The organism is Comamonas kerstersii (assembly GCF_008801935.1).
GTDB classification, from domain to species: Bacteria; Pseudomonadota; Gammaproteobacteria; order Burkholderiales; family Burkholderiaceae_C; genus Comamonas; species Comamonas kerstersii.
Genome location: NZ_VZOT01000003.1, coordinates 288,899 through 306,050, shown reverse-complemented (window position 1 = coordinate 306,050; position 17,152 = coordinate 288,899). Strand labels below are relative to the sequence as shown.

Sequence of the window (17,152 nt, the reverse complement as noted above, 5' to 3'; positions counted from 1 at the left end):
CTGTGCTGGCTCAGCTCATCTGGCGGGCATAGACCGCCAGCACCATGCGTTCGGACTGCACCAGATAGGTTTCCAGTTCACGCGCTGCGGCGGCAGTCTGGCCTTCCATGAACATTTGCAGCAGCCGTGCGTTCAGATCGACGTACGGGGCATGCAGATATTCCGGGTCGTCCAGCATGCCAAAGGCCAGGCGCAGTTCAGCGGCCAGGTCTTCGAACATGGCGGACAGGCGTTCACTGTCGCTGAGCCCCACGATGGCGGCATGGAAGGCCATGTTGGCTGAGCCCACGCTGCGCCAGTCCTTGGTATCGCGGGCCTGCTGGGCACTGGCTACGGCATCGCGCATGCGCTTGTGGGCGGGGTGCAGCGGCCAGGCTTTTTCCAGGGACTGGCATTCGATGAGGCGGCGCACGCGGTAGATGTCGATGATGTCGGCAATGGACGGAACCACCACGGACACACCACGGTTGGGCTCGTGATGCAGCAGCCCTTCCTTGATGAGGATGCGAAACACCTCTCGCAAGGTGTTGCGGGAGATGTCCAGCTGCTGGCTCAGCGCGGCCTCAGACAGGCGCTGACCGGCCCGCAGCTCACCCTGGATGAGCATCTGGCGCACAGTGTTGGCCACGGTGTCTGTCAGGCTGGTGGCAGTGGTTCGGGTGGTGAAGTGGCGGGATGGCATAGGTGAGCTGGTAAGAAACTTGCTTTTTGATTGTTGAACAATCAGTGGAAGCTGATGGACGGAAAGGATACAAGATGGACATCAACAGCGATCTGGGTGAAAGCTTTGGCGCGTGGCGCATGGGCGACGATGCCGCCATGCTGGACATCGTGACCAGTGCCAACGTGGCCTGTGGTTTTCATGCCGGAGATCCCGCCGGCATTTTGCAGACCCTCAAGCACGCGGCGGCCAGAAATGTGGCTGTAGGTGCGCATGTGGCCTATCCCGATCTGGTGGGCTTTGGCCGCCGCAATATGGACCCCAGCAGTGCCGAACTGGTCGGTGATGTGATCTACCAGATTGGTGCGCTGCAGGGGCTGGCACGGGCGGCTGGCACGCAGGTGCGCTATGTGAAGCCGCATGGCGCGCTCTACAACACCATTGCCCACGATGCGCGGCAGGCGGGTGACGTGATTACGGCGATTCAGGCCATTGACCCTTCGCTCACCTTGCTGGCACTGGCCGGTGCGCCCCTGATTCAGTGGGCGCGTGAACGTAGTCTGCGCGTGGTGGCAGAGGCTTTTGCAGACCGGGCCTATAACGACGATGGTTCGCTGGTCTCACGCCGTCTGCCTGGGGCTGTGCTGCATGACCCGGATCAGATTGCCGAGCGCATGCTGCGGCTGGTGGAGACGGGCGAGCTTGTCTCCATCACCGGCAGGCGCATTCAGCTGCAGGCAGACTCCATCTGTGTGCATGGCGACAGCCCCGGGGCGGTGGACATGGCGCGCCGCATCCGTGCGCGCCTGCAGCAGGCTGGTGTGGCGCTGCAGCCCTTTGTGAGCATGGCATAAGGGGCGGCGCATGCGTTTTCTGCCAGCCAGCGACCGTGCCCTGCTGCTTGAACTGCAGGATCTGCAGCAGACCATGTCGGTCTATCGCCATGTGGCCGCGCAGCAGCTGCCGGGTATGGAGGACCTGGTGCCTGCAGCGCGGACGCTGCTGGTGCAATTTGACCCGTACACCATGTCGGCAGCTGAGCTGCGCACGCAGCTGCAGCTATTGGCCGAGCAAGCATTGCAGCGCGAACAGCTGGCTGTAACGGGGCAGGGGCGGCTGGTGGAAATACCCGTGCACTACACCGGCGAGGATTTGCCCGAAGTGGCCGAGCTGCTGGGAATGACGGTGGCGCAGCTCATTGAGTGCCACACCGCCCAGCCTTATGACGCAGCCTTTGCCGGTTTTGCACCGGGTTTTGTCTATCTGTCGGGCGGAGCCAATCTGCAGGTGCCACGCCGCAAGTCGCCGCGCACACGGGTGCCTGCAGGCGCTGTGGCGCTGGGCGGCAGCTTCAGTGCGGTCTACCCCAGTGCCAGCCCCGGCGGCTGGCAGCTGATTGGTGTGACCGATGTTCCCATGTGGGACTTGCAGCGTGCCGAGCCTGCTTACATCCAGCCCGGCTTTCGCGTGCAGTTTGTCGATGCGGCGCGCAGCCCGGTCACAGTGTCTTTGCCTGCGGCCAAAAAATATGAACAAAAACAGCCTCTAGCGCAGATACAGCAAGCGCTGCCAGCTATAGAAATTGTTTCTATAGGTCTGCAGACGCTCATGCAGGATGCGGGGCGGCAGGGCCTGTCGGGCTTGGGCATCTCTGCGTCTGGTGCACTGGATCTGCCCGCCATGCACGCGGCCAACCGGCTGGTGGGCAATCCGGTGGATGCGCCCGTGCTGGAAAACCTCATGGGTCAGCTGCAGCTGCGCAGCCACGGCGTGACCACGCTGGCGGTGACGGGGGCGCAGGTAGATGTGACCGTGCACAGCGCACAGGGCGCGAGCTGGCCGGTCAGCAGCCATGCGCCCATCGCGCTCAATGATGGCGATCGCCTGCAGCTGCATGCACCTGCTGCCGGTATGCGCTGCTATGTGGCGGTGCGCGGTGGTTGGCAGGTCGAGCCGGTGCTGGGCAGCTGCGCCACAGATACGCTGGCCCAGGTGGGGCCGCCTGCATTGCAGGTCGGGCAGCATATCGCTGTGGGCCATGCTATTGCTGCGAATCAGTTGTGTGCGGTAGAGCTGGGCGGCTTAGCGCAGCCTGCACTGCCACGTGCGGGAGAGCTGGTCACGCTCGATGTCGTACTGGGCCCGCGCACGGACTGGTTTACGCCTGCTGCAGTGCAGACCTTTCTGGCGCAGGAATGGAGCGTCACACCGCAGAGCAACCGTGTCGGCATTCGCCTGCAGGGTGCACAGGCGCTGGAGCGTGCACAGCACCAGGAATTGCCCAGCGAAGGCACGGTCACTGGAGCCATCCAAGTGCCAGTCAATGGCCAGCCCGTCTTGTTTCTGGCAGACCACCCGCTGACGGGAGGCTATCCCGTGATCGCGGCCGTCGCCAGCTATCACCTGCCACTGGCCGCGCAGATTCCCGTGGGCTGCCGCATTCGCTTTCGGGTGGTGGAAAGCTGCCTGGCAGCCGCTGAAAGAAAGGATTTGGAATGATTCGCAAAGTGTTGATTGCTCATCGGGGTGTTCATCGCAATGGCTGCGCAGCAGCCTGCGATGTCGCGCGCCCTTCACTGGCACTTCCTTCCCAGGATAAGGAGCGCACATGATCCGCAAAGTGTTGATTGCTAACCGGGGAGAAATCGCAGTACGTGTCGCCCGTGCCTGCCGTGACTATGGTGTGGCCTCGGTCGCGGTCTATGCAGACCCTGATGCCGATGCCCTGCATGTACGCGCGGCCGATGAAGCCTGGGCGCTGCACGGCGTGCGCCCGGCTGATACCTATCTGGACATCGCCAAGCTGCTGGACATTGCCCGGCGCAGCGGGGCCGATGCCGTACATCCTGGCTACGGCTTTCTGTCTGAGCGGGCGGAGTTTGCACGCGCCGTGATGCAGGCGGGGCTGACCTGGATTGGCCCGCGGCCTGAAACCATAGAGGCGCTGGGCGACAAGGTGGCGGCACGCAAGATTGCACGGCAGGTGGGCGCGCCGCTGGTGGCTGGCACGGCAGAGCCTGTGCAAAGCGCCGAAGAAGTCATGGCCTTTGCCAGAGCGCATGGCCTGCCCATTGCCATCAAGGCCGCGTTTGGCGGCGGTGGTCGTGGCCTGAAAGTGGCCTGGAAGATGGAGGAAGTGGCCGAGCTGTATGACTCTGCCGTGCGCGAGGCCACAGCAGCTTTTGGCAGAGGGGAGTGCTTTGTGGAGCAGTTTCTCGACCGCCCGCGCCATATCGAAGCCCAGGTGCTGGCCGACCAGCATGGGCAGGTGGTGGTGCTGGGCACGCGCGACTGTTCGCTGCAACGCCGCAACCAGAAGCTGGTCGAAGAAGCGCCTGCCCCTTTCCTGACCGATGCGCAGCGCACCAGCATCCACCGTGCGGCCCAGGCTATCTGCGCTGCCGCAGGCTATGTGAGCGCGGGCACGGTGGAGTTTTTGCTCAGCCGCACGGGGCAGGTTTCCTTTCTGGAAGTCAATACCCGGCTGCAGGTGGAGCACCCCGTGACGGAGGAAACCACGGGTGTGGATCTGGTGGTGGAGCAGCTGCGCATTGCCGATGGCCTGCCGCTGTCTTTGACCGAAACGCCTGTGCCGCGCGGGCACAGCATTGAGTTCCGCATCAATGCCGAAGACCCGGGGCGCGGCTACCTGCCCACGCCGGGGCGCATCGAGCACTTTGCAGCCCCCAGCGGCCCCGGTGTGCGGCTGGACAGTGGCGTGGCCGCTGGCAGCGTCATCCCCGGCAGTTTTGATTCACTGATGGCCAAACTCATTGTGAGTGGTGCCACGCGCGAGCAGGCTTTGCAGCGCGCACGCCGGGCACTGGCGGAGTTTCAGATCGAGGGCGTGGCCTCTGTGCTGCCGTTTCACCGGGCCGTGGTGCAAGACCCCGCCTTTACGGCTGAGCAAGGCTTTGGCGTACACACGCGCTGGATAGAAACCGAGATGCAGCAGGACTTTACCGCCGCCCTGCGCCCTGTGCCTGTGCAGGAGCAGCCACTGCAGCGCACCTGGGTGGAAATTGATGGCAGGCGCGTCACGCTGGGCCTGCCTGCCAGCCTGCTGCAGGGTGTGGCGCAGACGGCTACCTCGGCACCTGTGAGTACCACAGCAGCAGCCGTGCAGGATGGCGATGTACTGGCCCCCATGGCGGGCAGCCTGATTGCCTGGAAAGTGGCAGAAGGGGAGACCGTAGACGCCGGGGCCGTGATTGCCGTGATGGAGTCCATGAAGATGGAAAGCCCCATCACCGCGCCACGTGCTGGGCGTGTGGCGCAGCAGGTCGTAGCTGGCAGCAGTTTGCAGCCGGGACAGGTGATTGCGCGGATGGGCTAGACCGAAAAGTTGCCGTGCTACTGCAGCGTAGTGCGTGCCAGCGGGAAGGCCTGCAGCAGGTGCTGTGCGCCTTCAATTTCCTGCAAGTCAGGGAAAGGGCGGACATGGCAGGTACGGCGGCCATCGGGCAGTTCGCGGATCAGGTGAAAGACGGGCAGCACAAAGTTGCGTGCGCGAATCAGCACCAGCAGGGCCGGGCGGGGCAGGGTCTGGCTGTCTGCATTGGGCAGCCGTGTCTCCTGCACACAGACGGTGTAGTGCGGCAGCAGCCCGTGCTCGCGTGCAATGTGCTGCTGGATCTTGGAGCCTTCCTGCAGCGCATCCGTGAGGTATTGCGCCAGCAGCTGATCGGCATCACTGCGCCCCAGCAGCTCGGCCATGAATTCACCATCCACCTCGGCCACATGCATCTGGGCCAGGCAGTCGTCGGCCGCTGCGGGGCTGACCAGGTAGGCTGCTGCAGGCACGCTTTCGCCTGCATCAATACGGCTGGCAGCCTGAGCCGCCAGGCTGTGATGCAGGTGTTTGAGGATGTACCAGGTGTTCCTGTCGAGCAGGGGCATAGTGAGGCCAGGGAAAAGACAAGGAGCGAAATTACACAACGAATGTGAGGGTGGTGCAGACAGGGGGCTGAGATAACGTGGTGCGCCGTGCAAGTTTGCTGACCAAGATCATGTGAAAAATATACGCAAATGCACGTGGTTTCTGCGTTGATAGCTCATCTTTTTAATAAGATGGAGGACAGTTGGTGGCTAGGGTTAGTGCTGCAATGCAGCCCTGAGGCCGCTCTCTACAATGGAACCCTCGCATCCGCCCCGTACTTCTTGATTCAGCCACGAGAAATTGCCGATGACCGCACAAGACACCACTTCTTCTTCGACTCCCAGCAATCAGCGTGTCATCAAGAAATACCCCAACCGCCGCCTGTATGACACTGCCACTTCGACCTACATCACACTGGCCGAGGTCAAGCAGCTGGTGATGCAGCATGAAAACATCGTGGTCAAGGATGCAAAGACGGGTGAAGACCTCACGCGGTCGATCTTCCTGCAAATCATCTTGGAAGAAGAGGCCGGTGGCGCCCCCATGTTCACCGAAGCCATGCTGGCCAACATCATTCGCTTTTACGGCCACACCATGCAGGGCCACATGGGCAGCTTTATCGAGAAGAACGTGCAGATGTTCACGGACTTCCAGAACAAGATGGCGGACCAGGCCGGGGGCGTGGATGCCTGGGCCAAGATGGTGCAGATGTCCAACCCGCTGATGAACGCGAACTACGCCGAGCAGATGCAGAAAATGCAGGAGCAGATGCAAAAGCAGACCGAACAGATGATGAGCATGTTTGGCCTCAAGCGCTGAAGGCGGGGGCCAGCACCAGCCACGGGCCGCAAGGCCCGTTTTTTATGCACTGCAAACGCTGCGTGCCGGGCTATGGGCTCTGGTGCAGGCATGAAAACATGGGGCTGGCTAAAATCGCCCTTTGATTTCGCCGGCCGGAGCAACTTCAGGCATCCGCGCGCAGGCCCTGCGCATCAGGCGCAATCCCCACACGCATTCACACAATGACAACCGAAAACAGCGCCCCCAAGGTGGGCTTTGTGTCTCTGGGCTGCCCCAAGGCACTGACTGACTCTGAACTCATCCTCACGCAGCTCAGCGCTGAGGGCTACCAGACCTCCAAGACCTTTGAAGGCGCGGATCTGGTGATCGTGAACACCTGCGGTTTTATTGACGATGCCGTCAAGGAAAGTCTGGACACCATTGGCGAAGCCCTGTCGGCCAACGGCAAGGTGATCGTGACCGGCTGCCTGGGTGCCAAGGCAGGCAAGGAAGGCGGCTCCATGGTCGCCGAAGTACACCCCAGCGTGCTGGCCGTGACCGGCCCCCACGCCACGCAGGAGGTGATGGATGCGGTGCACCAGCACCTGCCCAAGCCCCATGACCCCTTTGTGGATCTGGTGCCTGGCAGCTTTGGCGATGCAGGCATCAAGCTCACGCCCAAGCACTACGCCTACCTGAAGATTTCCGAAGGCTGTAACCACCGCTGCACTTTCTGCATCATTCCTTCGATGCGCGGCGATCTGGTCTCGCGCCCGATTGGTGATGTACTCAAGGAAGCCAAGGCGCTGTTTGAAGGTGGCGTCAAGGAACTGCTGGTCATCAGCCAGGACACCTCTGCCTACGGCGTGGACGTGAAGTACCGCACGGGCTTCTGGGACGGCAAGCCTGTCAAGACCCGCATGCTGGAACTGGCCGACGAGCTGGGCAAGCTGGCGCAGCAGCACGGCGCCTGGGTGCGTCTGCACTACGTCTATCCGTACCCCACCGTGGATGCACTGATCCCGCTGATGGCCGAAGGCAAGATCCTGCCTTATCTGGACGTGCCACTGCAGCACAGCCACCCCGATGTGCTCAAGCGCATGAAGCGCCCCGCCTCCGGTGAGAAAAACCTGGACCGCATCCGCGAATGGCGCAAGATGTGCCCTGAGCTGGTCATTCGCTCCACCTTTATCGCAGGCTTCCCCGGCGAGACCGAAGAAGAATTCCAGCACCTACTGGACTTCATCCGTGAAGCCGAAATTGACCGCGCGGGCTGCTTTGCCTATAGCCCCGTGGAAGGCGCTACAGCCAACGAGCTGCCCGGCATGCTGCCCGAGGAAGTGCGTGAAGAGCGCCGCGCCCGTTTCATGGCCGTGGCCGAAGAAGTCTCCACCCAGCGCCTGCAGCGCCGCGTGGGCCAGGTCATGAAGGTGCTGGTCGACAAGGCCGTGGGCCTGGGCAAAAAGGGCGGCGTGGGCCGTACCTATGCCGACGCGCCTGAGATTGATGGCGTGGTGCACATCCAGCCCCCTGAGAAGGCCAGCAAGACCTACAAGACGGGCGACTTGATCAGCGTGCGCATTCTGGGCGTGCAAGGCCACGATCTGGTGGGTATTCCTGTCTAAAAATATAGCTTTTAGCGCTGGTAAAACAAAGGTTTGAAGATGATTTATATCTGAAACTGTTTATTTACAAGCGCAAAGCGCTATCAAAACAAAGGCTTCCTGTGGGAAGCCTTTGTTGTTTCTGACTGCGGTAAAGCCCAGGTGGAGCGTGGTTGTACCTTGAAGGCACAAAGCGTAAATTGATAACAATTGTAAAATTTTGAGCCTGTGAGGCACTCACGACAAAAGCCAACACATCGCGCTTATTCGCAAATCCAGCAGACGCACTGTCCGCTGCCTCTGGACAGACAGGCTCGTACGCCAGCAGCGCGTGTCCATGGTCTGTCTGTGCCCTGTCTTCTCCACGCTAGATGCATCAAGGAGCTTTCCTTCAGGGAAAGCACCGTGGCACAGCTGGATCAGGTGACCCAGCAAAATGCAGCGCTGGTGGAAGAGGCTGCCTCTGCCGCAGACAGCCTGAACCATCAGGCCCGTCAGCTGGTGCAGGCGGTTTCTACCTTCAAGCTGGCCTCATAAAGCCCATCTGCTCTATTGCAAAGAAAGCTCCCTTGTGGCGCTTTCTTTTTGCCCGTCATGTGAGAAAGCGAGCAACTGGCGGGTAAACATTGGGCTATTCGTCATGGCTTTGACATAACTACAACGCCTGTGTAGGACAGCATCGTTCACTGTGCACCGTGCCTGCCGTTGGGACAGGCAGCATCCCATAATCGAGAACAGCAACTTTGATTCGGAAGGAGTGGAAGATGGAAATGAATAACTCACCTGTGAACATGCTGCAGCAAGCCGTGGGGCGCAGCTGGTGGCTGATTTTGCTGTTCGGCGTGGTGGCTGTGCTGTTTGGCATCATGGCCATCGTCAACCCTGTGGGCATGGGGGCCAGCCTGACCTGGGCCATTGGTGTGCTGGCCATTGCTGAAGGCGTGGTGGGGCTGATTGGGCTGTTCACCAGAGATGCCCCGGCGTCCAAGGGCTGGATGCTGATCTACGCGCTGATCTCTCTGGCCTTTGGTGTCATGGCCGTGCTCAACCCCGTGTCGATGGCAGAGGCCATGGTCTGGGTGGCTGCCGTGTGGTTTGTGGTGTTTGGTGTAATGCGCATCGTGTTTGCTATCCGCGTGCGCAAGGAAATCGACAACGAATGGATGCTGATCATCAGCGGCTTCATGGGCGTGGCGCTGGGCGCATTGCTGCTGATTGCACCGATCGCCGGTGTCATCGTGGGCGTGATCTGGATTGGCGTGGTCGCCCTGATCTACGGCGTGCTGCAGATTGTGGCGGCGCTGAAGCTGCGCAAGCTGGTCAAGGCTTGAATATGGTTTTGATAGCTGCTAGTGCTTGATACATAAGCCCTGGTGCCACTTTTAATCATAAGGATCTGCACCTTGCTGTGCAGATCCTTTTTCTTTGGTGGCGGCATGACCGTAGTGCCATGCCCATGCGCAATGTGCTGATGAAACAATCAGTAGCCGCGTAGCTGGTTGTACGCAGCAATCTGCTCTGCAGTCAGAACGTCCATCATCGAGAGGTGGTAGCGCAAATGGGTCTCTCGCAGCTTGCCCTGTGCAAGCGCTGCCTTGGTCACTGCGGCAGAAACCGCTTCAGGCGTGGCCTGCTTGTCGCGGAACAGGGTGTCCAGTGCTCTTTCCGCTTCAATGACTTCCAGCCCCGCAGCCTTGGCCTGGGCTTCCATGTCTGCAAACAGCTGCTGGGTACGTGTGGCCTGCTCGTCAGTGAGTTGCAGCTCGGCAGCCAGTTCCAGGGTATGTGCAGGGCCGGGGTAGCCATTCAACTCGGCAGGCATGGCCAGTGCCATGCACTTGCCTGCTTGGAGGCCTGCTATCTGCTCCTCTGAAAGCGCTTTAATGGCGCGGTTTTGCATGCCTGCATAAGGACTGCTGTGTGCAGCATGGTGGCCGTGATGCCCATGGTGCTGCGCCATGGCAGGCGTGCTCAGTGCAGCCAACAGTACCAGGGAAAGGGCGGGGATGATTTTCATAAGAACCCGCTTTCAGAATGGATGAGCAGCTTATATGACAGCCAGCCTGCAAGGATGTTCCCGTAAGCTTCTTTGCAGAAACGTTCCGTGCCTGAAGGCCGTGATTGCAAACCGACTGAGTCAGGGTGACTGTTGTGGCATGTGTTGAAACTTCCCGGACCTGCCAATGCAGAACTATGCTTTTTTCAAGACTTTGCTATGGACAGTCAGCACGACCACAGAAAGTATCAAAAGCATGGCAATCACAATGCTGGTTACTGCAGTGAATGACGATTCAAACGCCTGCATGGCACCGATGAGCATAGTTTGCAATCCGTCGTGTTTCATCGCAAAGGCCAATGCTTCGTCAAGACTGCTGCCCGCCATGGCTCCAATGCCGTTGCTGCTGGTATGAGCGACATACACCGCAGTCATCAGAGAGCCAAAAATGGTCACCCCAAAGCCTCCCCCAAACTCATAGGCCACACCTTCTACAGATCCAGCCATCCCTGCACGGTCCTCAGAGACGTTGCTCATCACCATTGCGCCTGATGCAGTCAGGCTTGCGCCGATTCCAACTCCACACAAAGCAAGGGATGCGATTTGAATCAAGGTATTGGTGTTGTCGATGATGAGGTATCCGAACATGCCAACGGCACACATGACTAATCCAGCAGCAATGACGCGTAGAGCACCGATACGCCCAACAAGAGCGCCTGCCAGTGGGCCCGCTATGAAGGAACCTAAAGAAATGGGCAGCACAAAAGCGCCGGCTTCTAAAGGACTTTTTTCAAGTACCAACTGCAGACGTTGGCTGAGCACAAGCTCAAAACCAACGAGGGTCATGGAAGCCACAAAGGCAATCAAGATGCCTGTAGCGATAAGGGGAGTCGAAAGTAGTTGGAAGTCAATCAGAGGGCGCTCAAGACGCAGCTGACGGCGCACGAATATGGCCAAAGTGACAACTCCAAAGACCAGTGTGCTGAACGCTAAGGGTGCATGGCTATCCGGCTTGGCGAACTCTTTGATTCCATATGCCAAAGCGATAATGCCAACCATGCTCAGCAGGCAGCTTGGAATGTCAATGGTGATGCTGGAATTGCCGGCCTTGCGAGGAACCAGATACCAAGCCAGTACAACACCTACTGCAATGATGGGGACATTGATAAGAAAGACAGATCCCCACCAAAAAAACTCCAACAAAGCGCCTCCGAGCAATGGGCCAACCGCAGCTCCGCTTGAGGCGACAGATGCCCAGATGCCGATAGCAAATGCCAGCTCTTTAGGATCTTGAAAAGTGGTGCGGACAATGGCAACGGTCGACGGCATCATCGCGGCACCGCCAACTGCAAGCAATGCGCGTGCAGCAATCAAGACATTTGCACTTGGTGCAAAGGCAGCTATCAATGAAGCGACTCCAAATATCACCATGCCAAAGATAAATACCCGCCGATGGCCTAGACGATCACCGAGTGCCCCCATGGCAGGCATCAGTCCAGCCATCACCAAAGAGTAAGCATTAAGAATCCACAGCTTTTCCGAGGCGGTGGTGTGCAAAGCCTGAGCCAAACTTGGCAATGCGGTGTAGAGCACCGTCATGTCGATGACGACCAAGAATAAGGCTGTGGACACTACTGCAAGCGTCAGCCACCGAGCTTGTGACTTCATTCAAACCTCTGAAACAATTAAAATACGATCGTATTGTAATGCGGTCGTATTTTAATTGCATGGAGTTAGCGCATGGGAAGAAAGCCATCTATTGAAAAGACACAACTCCTGGAGGCTGCAGAGCAGATCATTCGCACACGCGGAGCTGCAGCACTCTCATTTGATGCAATCGCAAAAATGGCGGGAGTCAGCAAGGGAGGGGTGCAAGGCGCTTTTGGAAGCAAAGAAGCACTGATACATGCACTCTTTGAGTACCTTGATGGAGAGCATGATGCACTTTTCAAAGCTTCGGTCAGCCGGGGAGCGTCAGCAGTTGACGCCTATGTAGACGCGGTATTGAGTGTTGATAGCAGCATTTCTCAGCGCGTCGCATCACTGTCGTTAGCCATTACGCAAGAGCCGGAAAGTCGAACTTACGTAAAGAGCTGGTACGCAGAGACTTTCCAAGGGCTTTCGGCTGAAACGATTGAAGGGCGCGCAGAGATTCTGAAACTGTGCGCCCTGGAAGGTGCCATGATGATGAAATCTATGCAGCTCCTGCCACTGACAGAAGCTGAATGGGCTTCAGTTCTGGCTGAACTAAAGAACGGTTAATTGCTATGGAGGCTGATCAGTCCAGCTGACTGTATATTGCCCTGTGCGCCATGGAATCAATACCTGTTCAATAGACAGACGCCTTTTTACGCAACGTAATCAACCATCAAAAAGGCCTCCACATGGGAGGCCACAGAACAGATCGTTAAATCTGGCTATTCCCCCAGATACGCCGCCCGCACCTTGGGGTCATGCAGCAGTTCATGCGCTGGGCCTTGCAGCGTGAGTTCGCCGGACTCCAGCACATAGCCGCGCTGGCTGGCTTCCAGGGCCAGGCGGGCGTTTTGCTCAATCAGCAAGATGGTCACGCCCTGGGCGGAGATGTCCTGAATCACTTCAAAGATCTTGTCCACCATGATGGGGGCCAGGCCCATGGTGGGCTCGTCGAGCAGCAGCAGCTTGGGCTTGGAGAGAATGGCACGACCCATGGCCAGCATTTGCTGCTCGCCGCCAGAGAGCGTGCCTGCGGTCTGTTTGCGACGCTCGGCCAGGCGCGGAAAGCGCGCATAGACCTGCTCGACATCCTGCGCAATGGCAGCTTTTTCGCTGCGGCTGTAGGCGCCCATGTGCAGGTTTTCTTCAATCGTCAGCTGCGGGAAGATGCCACGCCCTTCGGGCACCATGACCAGCCCCTGGCGCACCATGGCGTGTACGGGCTGGCCAGCCAGGCTCTGGCCCTGGTAGTGGATGCTGCCAGCGGCCAGCGGAACCAGTCCGCAGATGGCACGCAGCGTGGTGCTCTTGCCTGCGCCATTGGCACCGATCAGGGCGACCAGTTCGCCCGGGTACACCTGCATGCTGAGCTGGCGCACGGCACGGATGCCGCCATAGGCGACATCGACATGGCGTACGTCCAGCATGGGGGTGGAGGAGGGGGCTGCTGTCATCTTGCACTGCTTTCCTGGTTGGGCTGGGACAGTTCGGGGTGCAGTACCGGGTCTTGCGCCGCACCTTTGCCCAGATAGGCTTCAATCACGCGCGGGTCGCGCTGTACTTCGTGGGGCTGGCCGTAGGCCAGCACCTGACCGTATTCGAGCACCAGCACGCGGTCGCACATGTTCATGACCAGCTTCATGTCGTGCTCGATGAGCAGCACGGTGATGCCGTCACCGCGGATTTTTTCAATCAGGTTGCGCAGCACCACGGTTTCGGACGGGTTCATGCCTGCGGCAGGTTCGTCCAGCGCCAGCAGCGAGGGGCCGGTCGCCAGCGCACGGGCAATTTCCAGACGCCGCTGGTCGCCATACGACAGTGAGGATGCCACCTCATTGGCCACATGGGCGATGCCCACATACTCCAGCAGCTCCAGTGCACGCGCTTCGATGCGGGCCTCTTCCTCACGGGTAGCGCGGTTGTGGCTGATGGCTCCCCACAGCCCCGCCTTGGTGCGTAGATGCTGGCCGACCATGACGTTTTCCAGCGCGGTCAGGGCCGAGAACAGGCGAATGTTCTGGAAGGTGCGGGCCAGGCCTTTTTCTGCAATCTGGTGGGGCTTCAGGCGCGTGAGCTCCACCCCACCAAACAGGCAGCTGCCGGATTCGGGGATGTACAGCGCCGTCATCACATTGAACAGCGTGGTCTTGCCTGCACCATTGGGGCCGATGAGCCCAAAGATTTCGCCCTTGCGGATTTCAAAGCTCACATCCTTGAGGGCCTGCAGCCCGCCAAAGCGTTTGCTCAGCCCCTGGGCGATGAGCAGGGGCTCGCGTGGGGTGGTGGTCTGGGGGGCAGCGGTCATGCTTGTTGCTCCTTCACAGATTTGACTTCACGCTTGCGCACCTGCGAGGGCCACAGGCCTTCGGGGCGGAAGATCATCACGGCCACCAGGGCCACGCCAAACAGCAGCATGCGTATGGCGTCAGGGTCTACCAGCACTTCACCAAACAGGGTTTGCTGAATGGGCACGACCACGTTGCGCAGCACCTCGGGGAAGATGGATAGCAGCAGTGCCCCAGCCACCACACCCGGCACATGGCCCATGCCGCCCAGCACCACCATGCACAAAATGGCGATGGACTCGCTCAGGCCAAAGCTCTCAGGGCTGACAAAGCCCTGCATGGAGGCAAACAGGCAGCCCGCTGCACCGCCAAAGCTGGCCCCCATGCCAAAGGCCATGAGTTTGATGGTTCGGGTGTTGATGCCCATGGCCTTGGCGGCGATTTCATCCTCACGCACAGCCTCCCAGGCGCGGCCTACGCGCGAGTTCTGCAGACGTATGCAGATAAAGATGATGAGCAGCACCAGCGCCATGAGCACGTAGTAGTACTTCTCAGGCCCGGTGATGCGAAAACCCAGAATGGTCTCTGGCCTGCCCAGTGCCCACTCGCCGATCTTGATGGTGTCGATGCGGTTGATGCCTTGCGGGCCGTTGGTGATGTTCACGGGTGCATCGAGGTTGTTCATGAAGATGCGGATGATCTCGCCAAAGCCCAGTGTCACGATGGCGAGGTAATCCCCCCGCAGCTTGAGCACCGGAAAGCCCAGTGCTATGCCAGCCATAGCAGCCAGGGCAATACCCACGGGCAGAATCACCCAAAATGGCAAATGCAGATTGAAGTGCGGGGAGGCCAGCAGTGCCCACACATAGGCACCTACGGCGTAGAAGGCGATGTAGCCCAGGTCCAGCAGACCGGCAAAGCCCACGACGATGTTCAGCCCCAGCGCCAGCATCACATACAGCAGGGCAAAGTTCAGAATGCGAATCCAGCCTTGCCCGGCCGTAGCCCCCAGCAAAAAGGGCATGACCAGCAGCACCAGGCCGATGGCAAAGGCGCCCACCCAGACCTTGGCAGGTGTGCGTTTCTTGGAAGCAGTGATGTGGCTCATGCGCGGTCTCCTTGGCGCTCGCCGAGCAGGCCGGAGGGGCGGAAAATCAGCACTACCACCAGCACGATGAAGCTGAATACATCCTGGTAGTGGCTGCCAAAGACGCCGTTGGTCAGGTCGCCCACATAGCCGGAGCCCAGGGCTTCAATCAGCCCCAGCAGCAGACCGCCCAGTACGGCACCACCCAGATTGCCAATGCCGCCCAGCACGGCGGCAGTAAAGGCTTTGAGGCCCAGCATGAAGCCCATGGTGTACTGGGCTACGCCGTAGTAGCTGGTAATCATCACGCCTGCGATGGCGGCCAGGGCCGAGCCAATCAGAAAGGCGGCAGAAATCACGGTGTTGATGTTCACGCCCATCAGACCTGCCACTTCACGGTTCTGTGCTGTGGCGCGCATGGCCATGCCCAGACGGGTTTTGTGCACAAGCAGCAGCAGCGCGACCATGATCAGGGCCGAGCCCAGCATGATGGTGATCTGCAGCAGGCTCAGGCGTGCATCACCGATCTGGTAGACCACGGGCTCGATGATGTGCGGAAAGTTCAGATAGTTGCGGCCCCAGAACATCATCGCCACGTTCTGGATGATGATGGACACGCCAATCGCGGTGATCAGCGCAGCGAGCCGGGGCGCACGGCGCAGCGGACGGTAGGCAATGCGCTCTGCCGTCCAGCCCAGGGCCATGCAGACGGGAATGGAGATCAGCAGCGCCGCAGCAATGGCGACAAAGGCGGAAACGTCACCATAGTGACCTACCAGTGCCACCACCACGCTGGTGGCAATCATGGCGCCCACCATGACTACGTCGCCGTGGGCAAAGTTGATCAGGCCGATGATGCCGTAGACCATGGTGTAGCCCAGCGCCACCAGCGCATACACGCTGCCAGCGGTCAGGCCGTTGATGATTTGTTGGAGAAAGATGTCCATGACGGTCGCGCCTTGCGGCGAGGTCAGATGGAGAAAGCAAGTGCGTTGGCCGCGCATGCCGAAAAACAAACCGACCAACCCTTCGTTCACAGGCAGTGAAGTGTTGGTCGGCAGAAGCCTTGTTTATTTGGCGGAATCCACAATGGTCTTGACCTCTTCCCACTTGCCGTTCTTGACGGTGTAGATGGTCACAGCCACTTCGTTGAGGTCGCCGTTCTTGTCGTAGGCAATATTGGCGCTGGTGGCACCGCTGCGCTTCAGACCGGCCAGCTTGGGCAGGTACTTGTCGGTCTTGGCGGAGCCGGCCTGCTCCATGGCAGTGATCATGTTCCAGGCACCGTCATAGGCGTAGGGCGCATACACGCCGGGCTCAGCCTTGAAGCGGGCCTTGTAGGCCTGGGCAAACTGTTCGCCCTGGGCCATGGTCTTGAGCGGCACACCAGCCAGCGAGGCATAAGTACCGTTAGCGGCTTCACCAGCCAGCTTCAGGAAGGTGTCGCTGCGGGTCATCTCGCCGGACACCAATGGCAGGGTCAGGCCCAGTGTGGCCATCTGGCGGCGCATGGGGCCAGACTGTGCGTCCAGGCCACCAAAGAAGATGGCGTCCGCTCCCTTGGCCTTGATGCTGGTCAGGATGGCAGTGAAGTCATTGGCCTTGTCGGTGGTGTATTCACGGGCCACGATTTCGCCCCCGGCGCGCTTGACAGCGGCAATCACCTGATCGGCCAGGCCCTGACCGTAGGCCGTGCGGTCATCAATGATGGCAATCTTCTTGGCCCCCAGGTCCTGAACCATGAACAGGCCCACGGCAGCACCCTGCTGGGTGTCGCTGGTCATCATGCGGAAGGTGGTGTCGTAGCCCTGCAGTGTGTATTCGGGCGAGGTGGCCATGGCGATCTGGGGAATGCCAGCTTCGTTGTACACGCGCGAAGCAGGAATCGTGGTGCCGGAGTTGAAGTGGCCCAGCATGCCGTTGACGCCTTCGTCTGCAATCTGCTGTGCCACCTGCACGGCGGTGCGGGGGTCCGCCTGGTCGTCCTTGGAGACCAGTACAAACTTGGCGGTGTCACCGTCCAGCTTGATGCCCTTGGCATTGGCTTCTTCCAGCGCCAGCAGCAAGCCGTTGCGCATGTCTTCGCCGTAGTGGGCCTGGGGGCCGGTCAGTGGTGCTGCAAAGCCCAGACGGACGGTGGTTTCAGCCTGTGCTGTGCCCATCAG

General features: G+C 59.8%; 16 protein-coding genes and 1 pseudogene. 8 read left to right on the top strand and 9 right to left on the bottom strand.

Annotated elements, in window-relative coordinates:
* Positions 1-10: 10 nt before the first annotated feature.
* Positions 11-682: a GntR family transcriptional regulator gene (locus F7P80_RS06735; protein ID WP_151043534.1), complete on the bottom strand. Its 672-nt coding sequence runs from the start codon at positions 680-682 to the stop codon at positions 11-13.
* 74 nt (positions 683-756) lie between these two features.
* Here F7P80_RS06735 and F7P80_RS06730 point away from each other — a divergent pair, with 74 nt between their 5' ends.
* From F7P80_RS06730 to F7P80_RS06720, 3 genes are all read left to right on the top strand, one after another.
* Positions 757-1,515 carry a LamB/YcsF family protein gene (locus tag F7P80_RS06730; protein WP_151043532.1) on the top strand — a complete coding sequence of 253 codons (759 nt, stop codon included), beginning with the start codon at positions 757-759 and terminating at the stop codon, positions 1,513-1,515.
* Positions 1,516-1,525: 10 nt separating this feature from the next.
* The gene (locus F7P80_RS06725) at positions 1,526-3,160 is read left to right on the top strand and encodes a 5-oxoprolinase subunit B/C family protein (protein ID WP_151043530.1); all 1,635 of its coding nucleotides are present in this window, start codon (positions 1,526-1,528) and stop codon (positions 3,158-3,160) included.
* A gap of 112 nt (positions 3,161-3,272) precedes the next feature.
* Positions 3,273-4,997: an acetyl/propionyl/methylcrotonyl-CoA carboxylase subunit alpha gene (locus tag F7P80_RS06720; RefSeq protein WP_151043687.1), complete on the top strand. Its 1,725-nt coding sequence runs from the start codon at positions 3,273-3,275 to the stop codon at positions 4,995-4,997.
* A gap of 17 nt (positions 4,998-5,014) precedes the next feature.
* Here the strand turns inward: F7P80_RS06720 and F7P80_RS06715 are convergent, their stop codons facing one another.
* Entirely contained in the window at positions 5,015-5,560 is a 546-nt protein-coding gene (locus tag F7P80_RS06715) for a hypothetical protein (protein WP_151043528.1), read from the bottom strand.
* A gap of 286 nt (positions 5,561-5,846) precedes the next feature.
* On the opposite strand from F7P80_RS06715, the gene phaR reads away from it, so the two are divergent.
* The 4 genes and pseudogenes from phaR (at position 5,847) to F7P80_RS06700 (ending at position 9,255) form a co-directional block, all read left to right on the top strand.
* Positions 5,847-6,359, top strand: coding sequence for a polyhydroxyalkanoate synthesis repressor PhaR (gene phaR, locus F7P80_RS06710; protein WP_151043526.1), 513 nt, complete (start codon positions 5,847-5,849; stop codon positions 6,357-6,359).
* Between the two features lie 203 nt (positions 6,360-6,562).
* Positions 6,563-7,945, top strand: a complete 1,383-nt coding sequence (gene rimO, locus F7P80_RS06705; protein WP_151043524.1) for a 30S ribosomal protein S12 methylthiotransferase RimO — start codon at positions 6,563-6,565, stop codon at positions 7,943-7,945.
* A 384-nt stretch (positions 7,946-8,329) separates the two neighbouring features.
* A pseudogene (locus F7P80_RS17275) lies at positions 8,330-8,461 on the top strand (hypothetical protein); the annotation flags it as partial.
* Positions 8,462-8,688: 227 nt separating this feature from the next.
* Positions 8,689-9,255 carry an HdeD family acid-resistance protein gene (locus F7P80_RS06700; protein WP_207291223.1) on the top strand — a complete coding sequence of 189 codons (567 nt, stop codon included), beginning with the start codon at positions 8,689-8,691 and terminating at the stop codon, positions 9,253-9,255.
* 149 nt (positions 9,256-9,404) lie between these two features.
* On the opposite strand, the gene F7P80_RS06695 is transcribed toward F7P80_RS06700, so the two are convergent.
* Positions 9,405-9,941 (bottom strand): Spy/CpxP family protein refolding chaperone, encoded by a 537-nt coding sequence (locus tag F7P80_RS06695; protein ID WP_151043522.1) that lies wholly within the window; start codon positions 9,939-9,941, stop codon positions 9,405-9,407.
* Positions 9,942-10,115: 174 nt separating this feature from the next.
* Positions 10,116-11,588, bottom strand: a complete 1,473-nt coding sequence (locus tag F7P80_RS06690; RefSeq protein ID WP_151043520.1) for an MFS transporter — start codon at positions 11,586-11,588, stop codon at positions 10,116-10,118.
* A gap of 72 nt (positions 11,589-11,660) precedes the next feature.
* On the opposite strand from F7P80_RS06690, the gene F7P80_RS06685 reads away from it, so the two are divergent.
* Positions 11,661-12,182, top strand: a complete 522-nt coding sequence (locus tag F7P80_RS06685) for a TetR/AcrR family transcriptional regulator (RefSeq protein WP_151043518.1) — start codon at positions 11,661-11,663, stop codon at positions 12,180-12,182.
* A gap of 155 nt (positions 12,183-12,337) precedes the next feature.
* Here F7P80_RS06685 and F7P80_RS06680 read toward each other — a convergent pair whose 3' ends face one another.
* From F7P80_RS06680 to F7P80_RS06660, 5 genes are all read right to left on the bottom strand, one after another.
* Complete coding sequence (locus F7P80_RS06680; RefSeq protein WP_151043516.1) at positions 12,338-13,069, bottom strand: ABC transporter ATP-binding protein; 732 nt, start codon at positions 13,067-13,069, stop codon at positions 12,338-12,340.
* Positions 13,066-13,920 (bottom strand): ABC transporter ATP-binding protein, encoded by an 855-nt coding sequence (locus F7P80_RS06675; protein ID WP_054065534.1) that lies wholly within the window; start codon positions 13,918-13,920, stop codon positions 13,066-13,068. The genes F7P80_RS06680 and F7P80_RS06675 overlap by 4 nt, the downstream gene beginning before the upstream one ends.
* On the bottom strand, positions 13,917-15,008 hold the full coding sequence (locus F7P80_RS06670; protein WP_058880262.1) for an ABC transporter permease subunit: 1,092 nt from the start codon (positions 15,006-15,008) through the stop codon (positions 13,917-13,919). The genes F7P80_RS06675 and F7P80_RS06670 overlap by 4 nt, the downstream gene beginning before the upstream one ends.
* Positions 15,005-15,856, bottom strand: coding sequence for a branched-chain amino acid ABC transporter permease (locus F7P80_RS06665; protein WP_428840855.1), 852 nt, complete (start codon positions 15,854-15,856; stop codon positions 15,005-15,007). The genes F7P80_RS06670 and F7P80_RS06665 overlap by 4 nt, the downstream gene beginning before the upstream one ends.
* Before the next feature lie 201 nt (positions 15,857-16,057).
* Positions 16,058-17,149, bottom strand: coding sequence for a branched-chain amino acid ABC transporter substrate-binding protein (locus tag F7P80_RS06660; RefSeq protein ID WP_420809988.1), 1,092 nt, complete (start codon positions 17,147-17,149; stop codon positions 16,058-16,060).
* Positions 17,150-17,152 lie beyond the last annotated feature (3 nt).